Consider the following 13,677-nt stretch of genomic DNA (forward strand, 5'->3'; position numbering starts at 1 on the left):
ATGGTTTTCCCGTTCAGGCAAGGGGAGAATCTGGAGAACGGAAGCGGCCCCGGCTTTTTGCCGGGGCCGCATGTCTTGGGAATGGGCGCGTTTTCTTTGCTTACGCCGCGGGGAGAATCAGGATCTGGCCGATCCGGATGGCGGCGGGGTCCTTGACGGTGGAGCGGTTGGCGGCGTAGATGGCGCCCCACTTCGTTCCGGCGCCGTAGGTCTTCTGGGCGATGCTCCAGAGGCAGTCCCCGGCCTTGACGGTGTATGTCCCCTCGGAAACGGCGGGCGCGGGCTCCGGCTCGGGGGCAGACTCGGGCTCCGGTTCAGGCGCGGGCTCGGGGGCCGGGGCGGGCTCCGGCTCCGGTTCGGGAGCAGGAGCGGGAGCGGGTTCCTCAGCGGGCTCCTCGTCCTCCAGCGGGGGCAGGACGCCCTCGGATCGCAGGGCGGGGCCGTTCAAGGAGGCGATGTTGGGGGTGCGGCCGTCCTCGCTGGTGGGGATGGCAATCTCGCCGGAGCGGACCTTCTCGTAAATCAGATCCTTCTGGGGATCGTCCAGGTCCGCGCCCACGATCTTCCAGTTGTTGTCCACCTCGGGCATCAGGGGGCCGTCCAGGGATTCCACGTACTCCGTAATCATATCCCGGACCGCGCCGCCCTCATACACCACGTCCGCCTCGTTGATGAGGCCCGCGGAAACCAGGCCGCCGTAGCGGTAGTTGTTCAGGGCCAGGACCATGGTGTCCGTGTCCTTCATGGGCTGTCCCTTGTAGACCACGTTCTGGATGCGGGACCCGGCGGGCTTGGAGATATCGATCTCATAGTCCAGCCCCGCGAACATGTCGTAGTTGTACAGCCGGATATTGGGGTTGAAGCTGATGGTCACGTCGCCGGGCTGATACTGGTTGAAGAAGTTCCCGGCCTTTTCCTCCATGATGGCCTTCATCTGTTTTCCGGTAACTTTCACGCCATAGAGGGTGTTGTCGTATTTGTAGATTTTCACGCTGTCCCGGTGCAGGAAGGGGCCCTCCTGGAGGTTGCTGGTGGAGTCAAACAGCGCCGCCAGGGACACATCGGCTCCCGCCCGCTCCATCTGGACCTTGTTCACCAGGTCGGTTACCGCGTCATCTTCCAGAACCGCGGTGGGAATGCCGGGGAGAACTTCCAGATTCTCAATGAAGGTCTTGCCTACGGTGCCCACTTGCCGGGACGCCAGCTCCAGGCTCTTCGTATGGAGATCCTTGACCTGGGCCAGGAAGTCCGGGTCGGGGGTGGCCTCGGCGCAGTCCAAAAGCGCGCCCTCGGCCTTCTCCACGGCCCAGCCGTCGCCGTCGGCCTTCAAGGTCAGGGTGACCTTGCTGACAAATTCGCCGTTGCTGCCGGGCTCCAGGACGGGGATGCCCCCGATGGTCTCATTGACCTTGGCGTGGGCGTGGCCGATGAAGAGGGCGTCCATCCGGTCGCCGTACTTCTCCGCCACTTCCCGCATGCCCGCGACGCCATATTCGCCGTCCAGGCCATAGTGGACGGAGCCGACGATCACGTCGGCCTTGCCTTCCAGCTCGTCCAGGATTTTGCCGATTTCCTCGTCGGGGTTTGTGATCTTCATGTTGTCATAGTGGCCCGGGTCGGATTTCTCCCACTGGGGGATGTGGGGCGCGTCCACGCCGAAAACCGCCACCTTCACGCCGTCCACCTCGAAGATCTTGTAGGCGTCGATCCAGCGGGAGCCGTCGGCCTTGTAGAAGTTGCCGCCCAGGGTCACGCCCTGGAACTCCTCGATTTCCCGGGTGGTATACTTGAAGTCGAAGTTGAACTCGTGGTTGCCTAGGGTCCAGGCGTCGTACTTCAAGTAGTTCATGGCCGCAATCATGGGATGGGGCTCCTCGTCCAGGAAGGCCTGGATGTAGTTGGCCTGGGTGGTGTCGCCGGTGTCCAGCAGGAGCAGGTCCGGGTCCTCCTCCCGCTCCGCCTTGATGATGGCGGCGGCATGGGCCATGCTGGTTTTGTTTTCCTTGTTGGAGGCATAGTCAAAGGGATTGACCATGCCGTGCAGGTCGCTGGTTTGGAGAATGGTGACGGTTTTTCCGCCCTCCTCCGCCGCCAGGGCGGGGACGGACAGCCCCGCCAGCATGGCCAGGACCAGCACCAGCGCCAGGAACTGCTTGCGCGCGGTGTTTCGCATAAAAATGACCTCCCGTTCTTTCTTTTCCTCTTTGTGGAAACTATGTGTTTTTATTATACGACGCCTCCTTCCAAAAAGCAATCGTTTTTGTGAAAATTAGCCATTGACTTTATCCCTTTAAAGCTGTATAGTACAAAAGCGTCAAAGGAATACTTTGCGATGGAAGGCGGTCCCGCCTGCGGACGGGCCGCTTTTTATCATGAACCCGGCAAAACCGCGCACACTATAAGAACATAAGGAGATTGGAAACCATGAAGAAGAAACTGCTTGCGCTCGTTCTGACTCTGGCCATGGCCCTGAGCCTGGCCGCCTGCGGCGGCTCCAGCGAGTCCTACAAAATCGGTATCTGCCAGCTGGCCCCCCACCCGGCGCTGGACGCCGCCACCCAGGGCTTTACCGAAGCGCTGAACAAGCTGCTTCCCGGCCAGGTGGAAATCGATTCCCAGAACGCCGCAGGAGATACCCCCACCTGCGCTACCATCATCAACGGCTTTGTCTCCGGCGGCGTGGACCTGATTATGGCCAACGCCACTGCTCCCCTCCAGGCCGCCGCCTCCGCCACTGCCGACATTCCGGTGCTGGGCACCTCCATCACCGAGTACGGCGTGGCCCTGGGCATTGAGAACTTCTCCGGCACCGTGGGCAGCAACGTCTCCGGCACCTCCGACCTGGCGCCCCTAGACCAGCAGGCCCAGATGATCCATGAATGGTATCCCGACGCCAAGACCGTTGGACTGATTTACTGCTCCGCCGAGCCCAACAGCCAGTATCAGGTGGACAACGTCCAGAACTATCTGGAGGACATGGGCTACACCTGCACCCAGTATCCGTTCTCCGACACCAACGACATGGCCTCTGTGGTCCAGAGCGCCGTGGACGCCTCCGATGTCCTGTATGTCCCCACGGACAACACGGCGGCCAACAACACGGGAATCATTGACAACATCTGCCGGGGCGTGAAGCCCGTCTTCGCCGGAGAGGAAGGCATCTGCGGCGGCTGCGGTGTGGCCACCCTGTCCATCAGCTACTATGACATCGGCTATAAGACCGGCGAAATGGCCGCGGACATCCTGACGGGCAAGGCCAAGGTATCCGAAATGGCCATCGAATACGCGCCCCAGTTCGTCAAGAAGTACAACCCCGCCACCTGCGAGGCCCTGGGCCTCACCGCCCCCGAGGGCTACGAGGCCATTGTCACCGAGTAAAGCGTTCTCACAGGGGAGGGCGGGAAGCCCTCCCCTGCTTCCTTCCATTTGGGATGCGGAAAGAAACGCCCTAATTTCAAGAGAGGTCGTGAAATCAGATCATGCTGAGTTTCCTCAACGCCTTACCGGGGGCCATGTCCCAGGGTCTTATCTGGGGCATCATGGCCATCGGCGTATACATCACCTATAAGATTCTGGACATCGCGGACCTGACTGTGGACGGCTCCTTCTGCACCGGCGGCGCGGTGTTCGTCATGCTGTTCTCCGGTGGAGCCAACGTCTGGGCGGCGATGCTGGCGGCCCTGCTGGCGGGCATGCTGGCGGGCCTGGTTACCGGATTGCTGAATACCCAGTGCGGCATCCCCGCTATTCTGGCGGGCATCCTGACCCAGCTGGGGCTGTACTCCGTCAACATGGCCGTCATGGACTTCAAGGCCTCCGTGGCCATCAACGTCACCCAGGCGGACACCCTGGAAAAGCTGCTGGTCTCCCTGCGCTTCGTCCAGGGGGCCATCCGGGGGGACTTTCCCCTCTGGCGGCACCCCATTTTGGTGGTAGGCCTATTCACCGTGGGCCTCATTGCCCTGCTGTACGGCTTCTTCGGCACAGAGCTGGGCTGCGCCCTCCGGGCCACGGGCTCCAACGGCAGCATGGCCCGTGCCCAGGGCATCGACACCGACTTCTGCAAGGTGCTGGGCCTGATGATCTCCAACGGCCTGGTAGCCCTCTCCGGAGCGCTTCTGTGCCAGTACAACGGGGCCAACGAAATCAACGTGGGCCGGGGCGCCATCGTCATCGGCCTGGCGGCGGTCATCATCGGTCAGGTGCTGTTCAGCAAGCTGTTCCACAACTTCGCGCTGAAGCTGCTGGCGGTGGCTATTGGGGCCATCCTGTACTACATCGTCATCCAGGCGGTGCTGGCCGTGGGCCTGAACCCCAACTATCTAAAGCTCCTCTCCGCCCTGGTGGTGGCGGTGTTCCTCTCCCTGCCCTATTGGAAGGGCAAGTATTTCCACGCCAAGGTCAAGACGGGAGGCGCCAGCCATGCTTGAAGTAAAAGAAATCTGGAAGGTTTTCAACGCCGGGACGGTCAATGAGAAACAGGCCCTCCGGGGCGTGAGCCTGACGCTGAAGGACGGGGACTTCTGTACCGTCATCGGCGGCAACGGGGCGGGCAAATCCACCCTTCTGAACGCCGTGGCGGGGACCTGGGCCGTGGACGGCGGGTCCATCTCCATCGGCGGCGTGGACGTAACCCACCTGCCGGACCACAAGCGGGCCCCTTATATCGGCCGGGTCTTCCAGGACCCCATGCTGGGCACCGCGCCTACCATGCAGATTCTGGAGAACCTGGCCCTGGCGGCCCGCCGGGGCCAGAGGCGGGGCCTCCGCTGGGGCGTGACCAAGGCGGAGAAGGAGCAGTACCAGGAGATGCTGAAAAATTTGGACCTGGGGCTGGAGGACCGGCTGACCAGCAAGGTGGGCCTCCTCTCCGGCGGACAGCGCCAGGCGCTGACGCTGCTGATGGCCTCCTTGAAAAAGCCCAAGCTGCTGCTGCTGGACGAGCACACCGCCGCCCTGGACCCCAAGACGGCGGCCAAGGTGCTGGAGCTGTCGGACCGCATCGTGGCGGAAAGCCATCTCACTACCATGATGGTCACTCACAATATGAAAGACGCCATCCAGCACGGGAACCGGCTCATCATGATGTACGACGGAAAAATCGTCATCGACGTCTCCGGGGAGGAGAAAAAGAAGCTGACGGTGCCCCAGCTGCTGGAGCTGTTCAGCAAGGTCAGCGGCTCCGACGAGGCGGACGACAAGCTGCTGCTGTCGTAAGGACACAAAACGCGCGGCGGGGTTTTCAGCCCCGCCGCCTTTCTCACTACATACGAAAGGGGTCCCTTCCATGAAACTGATTACCTGTCTTTACAAGGGCGAAGAGCGCGTGGGCGCGCTGACGGAGGAGGGCGTGGCTTTTCTCCCCTATCCCGACATGAACACCCTGATTGAATCCCTTCCTCCGGCGGCTTTTGCCGTCACCTCCACCGCCAAGCCGGTTCCCCTGGAGGACGTAACCCTCCTGGCCCCCATCCCCCGGCCCCGGCAGGACGTGATCTGCCTGGGGATGAACTACCGGGACCACGAGAAGGAAGCCGCCAAGTACGACGCGGAGGCCTTCAAAAAGAAAAAGCCCGCGGCGGTCTACTTTTCCAAACGGGTCAGCCGGGCCGGGGACCCGGAGGGGGAAATCCCCCGGTATGAGGGCTTGGTTGAGCGGCTGGACTATGAGGCGGAGCTGGCGGTGATCATCGGAAAGGCCGCCAGAAACGTCAAAGCGGAAAACGCCGGGGACTACGTTTTCGGCTATACGGTCCTCAACGACGTATCCGCCCGGGATCTCCAGACGGGACACAAGCAGTGGTACTTCGGCAAAGGCCTGGACGGCTTCACCCCCATGGGGCCCTGCATCCTCACCGCGGACGAAACGGCCTTCCCCCCGGCCCTGGACATCTCCTGCGCCGTCAACGGGGAAGAGCGCCAGCGCTCCAACACCGCCCTGCTGATTCACGGCATTCCGGAAATCATCGAGGAGCTCTCCGCCGGGATGACCCTGCTGCCGGGGACCATCATCGCCACCGGCACTCCCGCCGGGGTGGGCATGGGCTTCGACCCGCCGAAATTCCTGAGCGCCGGAGACGTGGTGGCATGTACCATCCAGAACGTCGGAACCCTGCGGAGCACGGTTCGCTGACGGCGCAAAAATCTCTAAGGCCGGACGGTTTGCGCCGTCCGGCCTCAATTTCTGCCTGGGCTTCCAGAAGCTGTTCCTTGCCCCAGAGGGGGAATCTGCTGTAAAATAGGGCGTAGAGTTTGTTGAAAGCTATTTTATAACGCTTTTTTTATTATTTTGTTGAGGAGTTTGGAACGATGCGGAAAACACGCCGTTTTGCCCTGTCAATCCTGGTATTCGCCCTGCTGCTGTCCCTGATCGGCAGCGGCAGGGCCTCCGCCGCCGGAGGCGGCGGTGCCGGGGAGGTGGTGGGCTATTACGCCTCCTGGGCCGCCGCGCAGGGCCACACGCCGGACAAGCTCCCGGCGGAACAGTTTACCCAGATTAATTACGCCTTTGCCAAACTCGAAGACGGCAGAGCCGTCCTGGGCGACCCGGCCCGGGATGGGAAGACCCTCCGGGAGCTGACGGGCCTGCGGAAGCGGAACCCGGATTTGAAAATCGTGCTCTCCCTCGGCGGCTGGGACGATTCCGCCGGGTTTTCCGACGCGGCGGCCTCCGCGGAACGCCGGAGGATCTTTGCCCGGTCCTGTGTGGACCTGCTTCTGGCGCACGGCCTGGACGGCGTGGACCTGGACTGGGAGTATCCCGTTTCCGGCGGGGCCTCCGGCGTGGTCCACCGGCCCCAGGACAAACAGAACTTCACCCTGCTGCTGCGAGAGCTCCGGGAGGCCCTGGACCGGCAGGGGCGGCGGGACGGGAAGCGCTATGTCCTGACCATCGCCGGGGCGGTGAGCGGCGGCTATCTGAACAGCATCGAGCCCCAAGCGGTGGCGGAAACCGTGGACCATATTTTTCTCATGGCTTATGACCTCCACGGGCCCTGGGACTCCTCGGCGGACTTCAACGCGCCGCTCTACACGCCCTCGGACAGCCCGCCCCGCTACCGCGCCAGCGTGGACGACGGCATTTCCGCCTGGCTGGCCCGCGGCGTCCCGGCGGAGAAACTGGTGCTGGGAATGCCGCTGTACGGGTACATATACCAAGGCGTTTCCAGCAGGAACAGCGGGCTGTACCAATCCTTTCAAAGCGCTAAATCCGTCTCTTGGGACAAGGTGAAGGGCGAGTATCGAAGCCGCTCCGCCTACCGGCAGTTCCGCCATGAGGAGGCGAAGGTCCCCTACCTCTACGGAAGCCGCTCCTTCCTCTCTTACGACGATCCGGACTCCATCGCCGCCAAGGCGGAGCTGGCCCGGCGGCGGGGCCTGGGAGGCGTGGGTTTTTGGGAGCTGTCCCAGGATACGGCGGGGGACCTCATCCAAAGCGCCTGGAACGCGTGGAACGGCGGGCGCTTCCAGGACGTGCCCCAGGACGCGTGGTACGCCGGGGCGGTGGAACGGGTCTGTGCCGCCGGGCTGATGAACGGCACCAGCCCTACCGCCTTCTCCCCAGGCGAAACCGTGACGCGGGGACAAATCACCGCTATCCTCCACCGCCTGGCGGGGAAGCCGGAGGTCCGGGGCTCCTCTTTCTCCGACGTGCCCGACTCCGCCTACTACAGCGGCGCCGTGGCCTGGGCCGCCCGGCGGGGCGTGGTGGAGGGCTTCTATGACGGAACCTTCCGCCCGGACCTGCCGGTAAGCCGCCAGCAGCTGGCCTCTATCCTCTGGCGCTATGCCAAGCTGGAACGGGCCGACCGGGGAAGCCGGGCTTCCCTCCGGGGCTTCCCGGACGCCGGAGACGTGGCGGACTACGCCGGGGAGGCCATGAGCTGGGCCCTGGCGGAGGGGATTTTGCAGGGGACCAAGGAGGGACGCCTCCAGCCGCAGGGCCGGGCCGCCCGGGGGCAGACCGCCGTGCTGCTGGAGCGGTTCCAAACTCTGCTGGAGCGCACATAGCTTAAGAGGCAAGGGCTTTTTCCCTTGCCTCTTTTTGCCGAAGCTGGTATACTGTCCCCATCAGCAGAAAGGATGATGGACATGAAACGCTGGCTTGGCGGCCTGCTGGCCGCTTTTACCCTGTTCTCCCTCACCGCCTGCGGCGGCGTGGTGGACCTGACGAGTGTTCCCGAAGACGGGACCCGGTTTGAGGACGCAATGGCAGATCTCCCCGTCGCGGAAGATCCGGAAGATCCGGAAGACCCGGAAGACAGCTCCGGCCAAGAGGACCCGCCGCCGGAGGACCAGTCTCCCGGCCAGGAGGACCCGGACGCGTCCAAGGAGCCGCAGCGGCCCGGCAACGCTTCTTCAGAGGACCAGTCCGCCGGGCTGGACGCCCTGCCGGAGAACGGAAGCTACACCACCAAGGAGGACGTAGCCCTCTATATTCACACCTACGGCCGTCTGCCGGATAACTTCATCACCAAGAAGGAGGCCCAGGACCTGGGCTGGCCCGGCGGGAATTTAGAGCCTTACGCCCCGGGCATGTGCATCGGCGGCAGCCGCTTCGGAAACTATGAGGGCCTTCTGCCCGAGGCCAAGGGCCGGACCTACACGGAATGCGACATCGACACCCTGGGGGCCAAAAGCCGGGGGGCCAAGCGGATCGTCTTCTCCAACGACGGCCTTGTCTACTACACCGGGGACCACTACGAGTCCTTCGAGCTTTTGTATGGAGACGAGGGCGATGGCTGAAATCGTGCTGGACGGGCTGGAGCTTCGGTCCCTGGAGGAGGTCCATGACCGCTTTGCCCAGGCCTTGGCGCTGCCGGAGTGGTACGGGCGGAACCTGGACGCCTTATTCGACTGCCTGACGGACCTGGGCGAGCCTGTGACGGTCCGCCTCCTTCATCAGGAGGTTCTGGAGGACCGGCTGGGCCGCCGGGGGCGGGCGCTGGTCCGCCTCCTCCGCCGGGCGGCGGCGGAAAATCCCCAGGTGACGCTGCTGGAGAAATGAGCGGAGGAAAATTGCCCCTTTTCAGAAGCTCCTTCCTGTGCTATACTATGGGAATCAAATTGACTCCTGAAAGGACCCGTTTGTTATGGATAAACATTACGCGCTTCCCTTGACGGCGGCGCTGGGCGGGGCCGCCGCCTGTGTGCTGCGGCTGCTGCAAAACCACACCGGCTTCGAAGCGGACACCGGCCTCCCCATCCCCGGCAACCTCGCCGCCCTGGCCCTGGCGGTCCTTCTGATCGGATTGGCCCTTGCCCTGGCCCTGACGGCCCGGCTCCTCCCGGCGGAGGAGGAACCCGGCCCCGTCCTGCCCAGGGATTTCTCCACGGAAAATACCGGCCTCCTGACCATCCCCATGTGCGGCGTGTTCCTCCTGGTCCTCAGCGGCCTGAGCGACCTGACGGAGAGCCTGGCGGTCCTGCCGGAGGGATTGGTTTCCTCCCGGCACGCCATCTACGGCATCCTCCGGGCGGGAGGGCTGGGCTTCTCTCCCCAGGGGCAGACGCTGCTGGGGGCGCTGACCCTTCTGGCCGCCGGGTCCCTGTTTCCGGTGCTGGCAGGCTGCCGCCGCCGGGAGGGCGGGCCGAAGCACAAGGCCCCCGCCGCCATTACCCTGCTGCCGGTGGCGGCGCTGGTGGTGCGGCTGGTGCTGACCTACCGCATCGACTCCGTGAATCCCTCTTTGACCATGTACTATGTGGAGCTGCTGGCCCTGGTGTTCATGACTCTGGGCTTTTACCGGCTCAGCTCCTTCGCCTTTCAGGCGGGGCAGACCCGGCGCTTCGGCTTTTACGCCGCCGGGTCCCTGGTTCTCTGCGCCGCCTCCCTGGCGGATGGCAGCGCCTACCTTTCCTCCCTCCTCCTTTACGCCGGAGGGGCCCTGACCCTGACGGGCTTCTTGCTTTTGCGGATCGCCAACGGCCTGGAGAAGGAAAAGAGCGGCGGGACCATCGTCGGGCCGGTGGAGTAACGCTTTTTCCGGTTCATGAAAAAACGAAAGCCCCGGCGCGTTGCACGCGCCGGGGCTTTCCTCATTTTGGGACTTTTGTGATCTGCACATCCAGCTTGTTATAGGGTATCTCCACCTGCGCTTTGGCAAACTCCGCCCGCAGGTTCTCCGCCAGGGCGAACTGGGTGGTCCAGAAATCCTCCGCCAGCGCCCAGCAGTAAACAGTGAAGTCAATGCCGCTTTCTCCAAACGCCGTCAGGTACACCGCCGGGGCCGGGTCGGGGAGAATGTGCTCCGTGGCCTCCACCGCCCGGTAACAGGCAGTCTTTACCGTCTCGGTAGGCGCGTCATAGGCCGCGCTCATCTTCCAGACGATTCTCCTTCGGCCCAGGGTCGTGTAGTTCGTCACCTTGGAGGCCGCCAATTCCTTGTTGGGCAGCAGAGCCGTCAGGCCGTCCGGCGTGATCAGCCGGGTGTGGTTCAGGCTGATCTCCTCCACCGTGCCGGAGACCCCGCCGGACTCGATGAAATCCCCGATGGCAAAGGGGTGGGAGGACAAAATCACCAATCCCCCGGCCACGTTGCCCAGGACGTCCTCCGCCGCCAGAGTGACCCCCAGGGACCCAACGGACAGCAAAGCCACCAGGGAGGTCATGTTGACGCCCAGGCTTCCGGCGGTGAAGACCACCGTCAGGGTGTACAGCACCAGCTTCACCAGCATCAGGATATAGCGCCGGATGCGCTCTTCCAGCTTCGTCCGGCAGAGGAGGCGGCGGGCCAGCTTCAGCAGCAGGCGCACCGCCACCATGCACACCAGCAGCGTGACGGCGGCGGCCAGAATGTTCTCCAGGGCCAGCTTCCCGGCGAACCGCTCCAGGGCCCCGTTCAGATCGAACACAGGCGTCCCTCCTTATTCAGGTTCGTAAAAAATATTTAATCAATCACCCGTACCCGGATGACGTTGGACAGGCGCTTCAAATCCTCCAGGACGGCGGACTCCACCCTGGCTCCCAGGTCCACCAGGGTGTAGGCGTAGTCCCCCTTGCTCTTATTGCTCAGGTTTTCCACGTTTACCCCGTCCCGGCTGAGGAGGGCGGTGATGTTGGCCAGCATGGCGGGGATGTTCTTGTGGAGGACGCAGAGCCGCTGGGCCCCGCTGCGGTCCAGGTACACGTCGGGGAGGTTTACGGAGTTTTTGATGTTTCCATTCTCCAGGTAGTCCCGCAGCTCCTCCGCCGCCATGACCGCGCAGTTCTGCTCGCTCTCCGGGGTGGAGGCTCCCAGATGGGGCATGGCTACCACATGGGGATTTTCCACCAGCTTGTTGGTGGGGAAGTCGGTAACATAGGCCGTCACCTTCCCCGCGTCCAGGGCGGCAAGCAGCGCCCCGTCGTCCACGATGCCCCCCCGGGCCAGGTTGATGAGCCGGACGCCGGGCTTCATGGCGGCGAAGGCTTCCGCGCCAATCAGGCCGCGGGTCTTTTCGTTGAAATGGATATGGGCGGTGATATAGTCCGCCTTTCTATAGAGCTCATTCACGTCCCGGACCACATGGACATGGCGGTCCAGCCGCAGGGCGGCGTCCACGGAAAGGAAGGGGTCGTAGCCGTACACGTCCATGCCCAAATCCAGGGCCACGTTGGCAACCAGCGAGCCGATGGCCCCCAGGCCGATGACGCCCAGGGTCTTTCGGTAGAGCTCCGGGCCCACAAAGGCGGCCTTGCCCTTCTCCACCACCGTCTCCACCTCCACGCCGGAGGCGGCCTGGTTCTTTACCCAGCGCACCGCGCCGGTGACATCCCGGGAGGCGATGAGCATGGCGCAGAGGACCAGCTCCTTCACGGCGTTGGCGTTGGCCCCGGGAGTGGAGAAAACGGCAATGCCCTTTTCCGAGCAGCGCTCCAGGGGGATGTTGTTCACGCCCACCCCCGCCCGGGCTATGGCCAGCAGGCTCTCCGGGAAGGGATAGTCCAGGAGGCCCGCGGAGCGGACCAGGATGCCCTCCTCCTCCGCCACGTCTTCCCCCACCTGATAGCGGGCGGGGTCCAGCCGCTCCAGCCCCTGGGGGGCGATTTTGTTGAATGTTTTAATCCGGTACATGGGAAACCTCCAATACTGAAGAGATGATGTTTCAGGGAACATTCCCGCCGGGCGGGTTTCCGGTACTAGTATAGCCCTCTTTCCCTCCGGGGGCAAGTGGCATTTCCACCGGATTTCCCATCTGGTGTTGCTTTTGCCATGGAGCTTTTCGAGAAAGACGCTTATACTGAGACTAATATTGCATTCGGGAGGTTCACGCCATGGCGATCTTTACCCCAAAGCCCCTTGCCAAATCCTGCCCCCTGGAGGACCCCGCCGGGGATTACAAGACCGCCCGCCGGGCGGAGCAGTACCGTTTCAGCAAGAACGCCGTCTACTTCCCGGCCTTCCCCGGGACGCAGTACCTCTCCTTCGCCTCCCTGACCAGGGCCCTGACCCGGAACACCAGCCTGCCCCTGACGGGCTGCTGCGGCAAGGCCCTTCCGGTGACCCGGCTGCGGCTGTATTACGACGGCGGGGAGTTCTACCAGGACTTCACCTTTGAAAAGCTGGCCGGCGCCAACGAGGTGCTGGATACCATCGCCGCCGCCCGGCCGGACCTCTCCGTGGAGCGGGAGGAGCGGGCCCAGAGCGCCATATGACGGAAGCGCCGGAGGACAGTCCTCCGGCGCTTTTTCGCTCTTTTTCGGAAATTTACAAAATTCCTCTTGACCTTCCCCCTGCTGGAAGGTGTATCATGAACCCGGAAACCGAGGTGAGGAACTTGAAAATCAACGAGGTGGAGGCCCTGGTGGGCATTACCCGGAAGAACATCCGCTTCTATGAGGCCGAGGGCCTTCTGGCCCCCCGGCGGAACAGCGAGAACGGCTATCGGGATTACGGGGACGCCGAGGTCCAGGTGCTCCTCCAAATCAAACTGCTGCGGAAGCTGGGCGTGCCCCTGGAGGAGATCCGCCGGATGCAGAACGGGGCCCACACGGTGGGAGACGGCATGCGCCGCCATCTGGTCTCCCTGGAGCGGGACCGGGACAACCTGGAGCAGGCTATCCGTCTCTGCGCCGGGCTGACGAACCGGCAGGAGCGGCTGGGGGATCTGGACGCGGGCAGTATTTTAAAGGAGATGGAGGCCATGGAGCAAAGCGGCGCTACCTTCCAGAATAAGCAGCGGCAGGACGTCCGCATCCGCTATGTGGCCCCGGTGGCCATCACCGTGCTGATGCTGCTTTTGATGGGGGGCATCGCGGGGCTGATTCTCTGGCTCACCGCCCTGAGCGCCAAGGAAGCGCCCCCGGCCTTCATGCTGGCGATCATCGCCCTGGTTCCCCTGGTTATCAGCGGCGGCGTGGTGCTGGCCCTGGTTCAGCGGATTCGGGAAATCGGGAAGGGAGAGATTGACGATGCGAAAAACTACTAAAAAGAAGATCGCCCCCATTGTCATCACCGCGGCGGTGGTGCTGTATGTCGGGCCGCTGGTCCTGGCGCTTCTGGCGGCCATGGGCGGCCTTTTTGAGGAAGGGGGCTTTTTCCCTTTGATCTTCCTCGCGGCCTATCTGCTTATCGGCGGCGCGGTGATCGTTGGGGTAATCAAGGCTCTGCTCCAGCGGCTGGATGAGATTGACGGCGGCGAGGAGGAGGAGGCCAGCCGGTACTGAGCGCGAAAACGGGGTGCCTCCGAAGAAGC

The 13,677-nt window shown here is 63.4% G+C and carries 14 protein-coding genes; 11 read left to right on the forward strand and 3 right to left on the reverse strand.

Going from position 1 to position 13,677, the window contains the following annotated elements:
- Positions 1-100: 100 nt before the first annotated feature.
- The gene (locus Q1M04_RS06130) at positions 101-2,173 is read right to left on the reverse strand and encodes a 5'-nucleotidase C-terminal domain-containing protein (protein WP_297998292.1); all 2,073 of its coding nucleotides are present in this window, start codon (positions 2,171-2,173) and stop codon (positions 101-103) included.
- Between the two features lie 251 nt (positions 2,174-2,424).
- Between Q1M04_RS06130 and Q1M04_RS06135 the strand changes: the two genes are divergently transcribed.
- The 8 genes from Q1M04_RS06135 to Q1M04_RS06170 all read left to right on the forward strand — a co-directional run bounded on the left by Q1M04_RS06135 (position 2,425) and on the right by Q1M04_RS06170 (position 9,977).
- Positions 2,425-3,378 carry an ABC transporter substrate-binding protein gene (locus tag Q1M04_RS06135; protein WP_297998290.1) on the forward strand — a complete coding sequence of 318 codons (954 nt, stop codon included), beginning with the start codon at positions 2,425-2,427 and terminating at the stop codon, positions 3,376-3,378.
- 101 nt (positions 3,379-3,479) lie between these two features.
- A complete protein-coding gene (locus Q1M04_RS06140) occupies positions 3,480-4,430 on the forward strand; it encodes an ABC transporter permease (RefSeq protein WP_295759160.1) in 951 nt (316 codons plus the stop codon).
- Positions 4,423-5,217, forward strand: a complete 795-nt coding sequence (locus tag Q1M04_RS06145) for an ABC transporter ATP-binding protein (RefSeq protein WP_295759158.1) — start codon at positions 4,423-4,425, stop codon at positions 5,215-5,217. Before Q1M04_RS06140 ends, Q1M04_RS06145 begins: the two co-directional genes overlap by 8 nt.
- A 70-nt stretch (positions 5,218-5,287) precedes the next feature.
- On the forward strand, positions 5,288-6,133 hold the full coding sequence (locus Q1M04_RS06150; protein ID WP_297998288.1) for a fumarylacetoacetate hydrolase family protein: 846 nt from the start codon (positions 5,288-5,290) through the stop codon (positions 6,131-6,133).
- 176 nt (positions 6,134-6,309) lie between these two features.
- The gene (locus tag Q1M04_RS06155) at positions 6,310-8,010 is read left to right on the forward strand and encodes a glycosyl hydrolase family 18 protein (protein ID WP_297998286.1); all 1,701 of its coding nucleotides are present in this window, start codon (positions 6,310-6,312) and stop codon (positions 8,008-8,010) included.
- An 81-nt stretch (positions 8,011-8,091) separates the two neighbouring features.
- Positions 8,092-8,745, forward strand: a complete 654-nt coding sequence (locus Q1M04_RS06160) for a ribonuclease domain-containing protein (protein ID WP_297998285.1) — start codon at positions 8,092-8,094, stop codon at positions 8,743-8,745.
- Positions 8,738-9,007, forward strand: a complete 270-nt coding sequence (locus Q1M04_RS06165) for a barstar family protein (protein ID WP_297998284.1) — start codon at positions 8,738-8,740, stop codon at positions 9,005-9,007. The genes Q1M04_RS06160 and Q1M04_RS06165 overlap by 8 nt, the downstream gene beginning before the upstream one ends.
- Before the next feature lie 85 nt (positions 9,008-9,092).
- Positions 9,093-9,977, forward strand: a complete 885-nt coding sequence (locus Q1M04_RS06170; RefSeq protein WP_293279067.1) for a hypothetical protein — start codon at positions 9,093-9,095, stop codon at positions 9,975-9,977.
- A gap of 61 nt (positions 9,978-10,038) precedes the next feature.
- Here the strand turns inward: Q1M04_RS06170 and Q1M04_RS06175 are convergent, their stop codons facing one another.
- Both Q1M04_RS06175 and Q1M04_RS06180 read right to left on the reverse strand, forming a co-directional pair.
- On the reverse strand, positions 10,039-10,854 hold the full coding sequence (locus Q1M04_RS06175) for a mechanosensitive ion channel family protein (RefSeq protein ID WP_295759147.1): 816 nt from the start codon (positions 10,852-10,854) through the stop codon (positions 10,039-10,041).
- Positions 10,855-10,889: 35 nt separating this feature from the next.
- Positions 10,890-12,056, reverse strand: coding sequence for a phosphoglycerate dehydrogenase (locus Q1M04_RS06180; RefSeq protein ID WP_297294755.1), 1,167 nt, complete (start codon positions 12,054-12,056; stop codon positions 10,890-10,892).
- 200 nt (positions 12,057-12,256) lie between these two features.
- Between Q1M04_RS06180 and Q1M04_RS06185 the strand changes: the two genes are divergently transcribed.
- From Q1M04_RS06185 to Q1M04_RS06195, 3 genes are all read left to right on the forward strand, one after another.
- Entirely contained in the window at positions 12,257-12,637 is a 381-nt protein-coding gene (locus Q1M04_RS06185; RefSeq protein ID WP_297998280.1) for a hypothetical protein, read from the forward strand.
- 95 nt (positions 12,638-12,732) lie between these two features.
- Entirely contained in the window at positions 12,733-13,410 is a 678-nt protein-coding gene (locus Q1M04_RS06190; protein WP_297998278.1) for a MerR family transcriptional regulator, read from the forward strand.
- On the forward strand, positions 13,394-13,648 hold the full coding sequence (locus tag Q1M04_RS06195) for a hypothetical protein (RefSeq protein ID WP_204791034.1): 255 nt from the start codon (positions 13,394-13,396) through the stop codon (positions 13,646-13,648). Before Q1M04_RS06190 ends, Q1M04_RS06195 begins: the two co-directional genes overlap by 17 nt.
- Positions 13,649-13,677 lie beyond the last annotated feature (29 nt).

The organism is uncultured Oscillibacter sp. (genome assembly GCF_950073225.1).
Classification (GTDB): domain Bacteria; phylum Bacillota; class Clostridia; order Oscillospirales; family Oscillospiraceae; genus Oscillibacter.

Bases quoted from the DNA above. Each gene is read 5' to 3' on its own strand.
- Q1M04_RS06130 (WP_297998292.1), bottom strand. From the start codon at position 2,173: ATGCGAAACACCGCGCGCAAGCAGTTCCTGGCGCTGGTGCTGGTCCTG.
- Q1M04_RS06135 (WP_297998290.1), top strand. From the start codon at position 2,425: ATGAAGAAGAAACTGCTTGCGCTCGTTCTGACTCTGGCCATGGCCCTG.
- Q1M04_RS06140 (WP_295759160.1), top strand. From the start codon at position 3,480: ATGCTGAGTTTCCTCAACGCCTTACCGGGGGCCATGTCCCAGGGTCTT.
- Q1M04_RS06145 (WP_295759158.1), top strand. From the start codon at position 4,423: ATGCTTGAAGTAAAAGAAATCTGGAAGGTTTTCAACGCCGGGACGGTC.
- Q1M04_RS06150 (WP_297998288.1), top strand. From the start codon at position 5,288: ATGAAACTGATTACCTGTCTTTACAAGGGCGAAGAGCGCGTGGGCGCG.
- Q1M04_RS06155 (WP_297998286.1), top strand. From the start codon at position 6,310: ATGCGGAAAACACGCCGTTTTGCCCTGTCAATCCTGGTATTCGCCCTG.
- Q1M04_RS06160 (WP_297998285.1), top strand. From the start codon at position 8,092: ATGAAACGCTGGCTTGGCGGCCTGCTGGCCGCTTTTACCCTGTTCTCC.
- Q1M04_RS06165 (WP_297998284.1), top strand. From the start codon at position 8,738: ATGGCTGAAATCGTGCTGGACGGGCTGGAGCTTCGGTCCCTGGAGGAG.
- Q1M04_RS06170 (WP_293279067.1), top strand. From the start codon at position 9,093: ATGGATAAACATTACGCGCTTCCCTTGACGGCGGCGCTGGGCGGGGCC.
- Q1M04_RS06180 (WP_297294755.1), bottom strand. From the start codon at position 12,056: ATGTACCGGATTAAAACATTCAACAAAATCGCCCCCCAGGGGCTGGAG.
- Q1M04_RS06185 (WP_297998280.1), top strand. From the start codon at position 12,257: ATGGCGATCTTTACCCCAAAGCCCCTTGCCAAATCCTGCCCCCTGGAG.
- Q1M04_RS06190 (WP_297998278.1), top strand. From the start codon at position 12,733: ATGAACCCGGAAACCGAGGTGAGGAACTTGAAAATCAACGAGGTGGAG.
- Q1M04_RS06195 (WP_204791034.1), top strand. From the start codon at position 13,394: ATGCGAAAAACTACTAAAAAGAAGATCGCCCCCATTGTCATCACCGCG.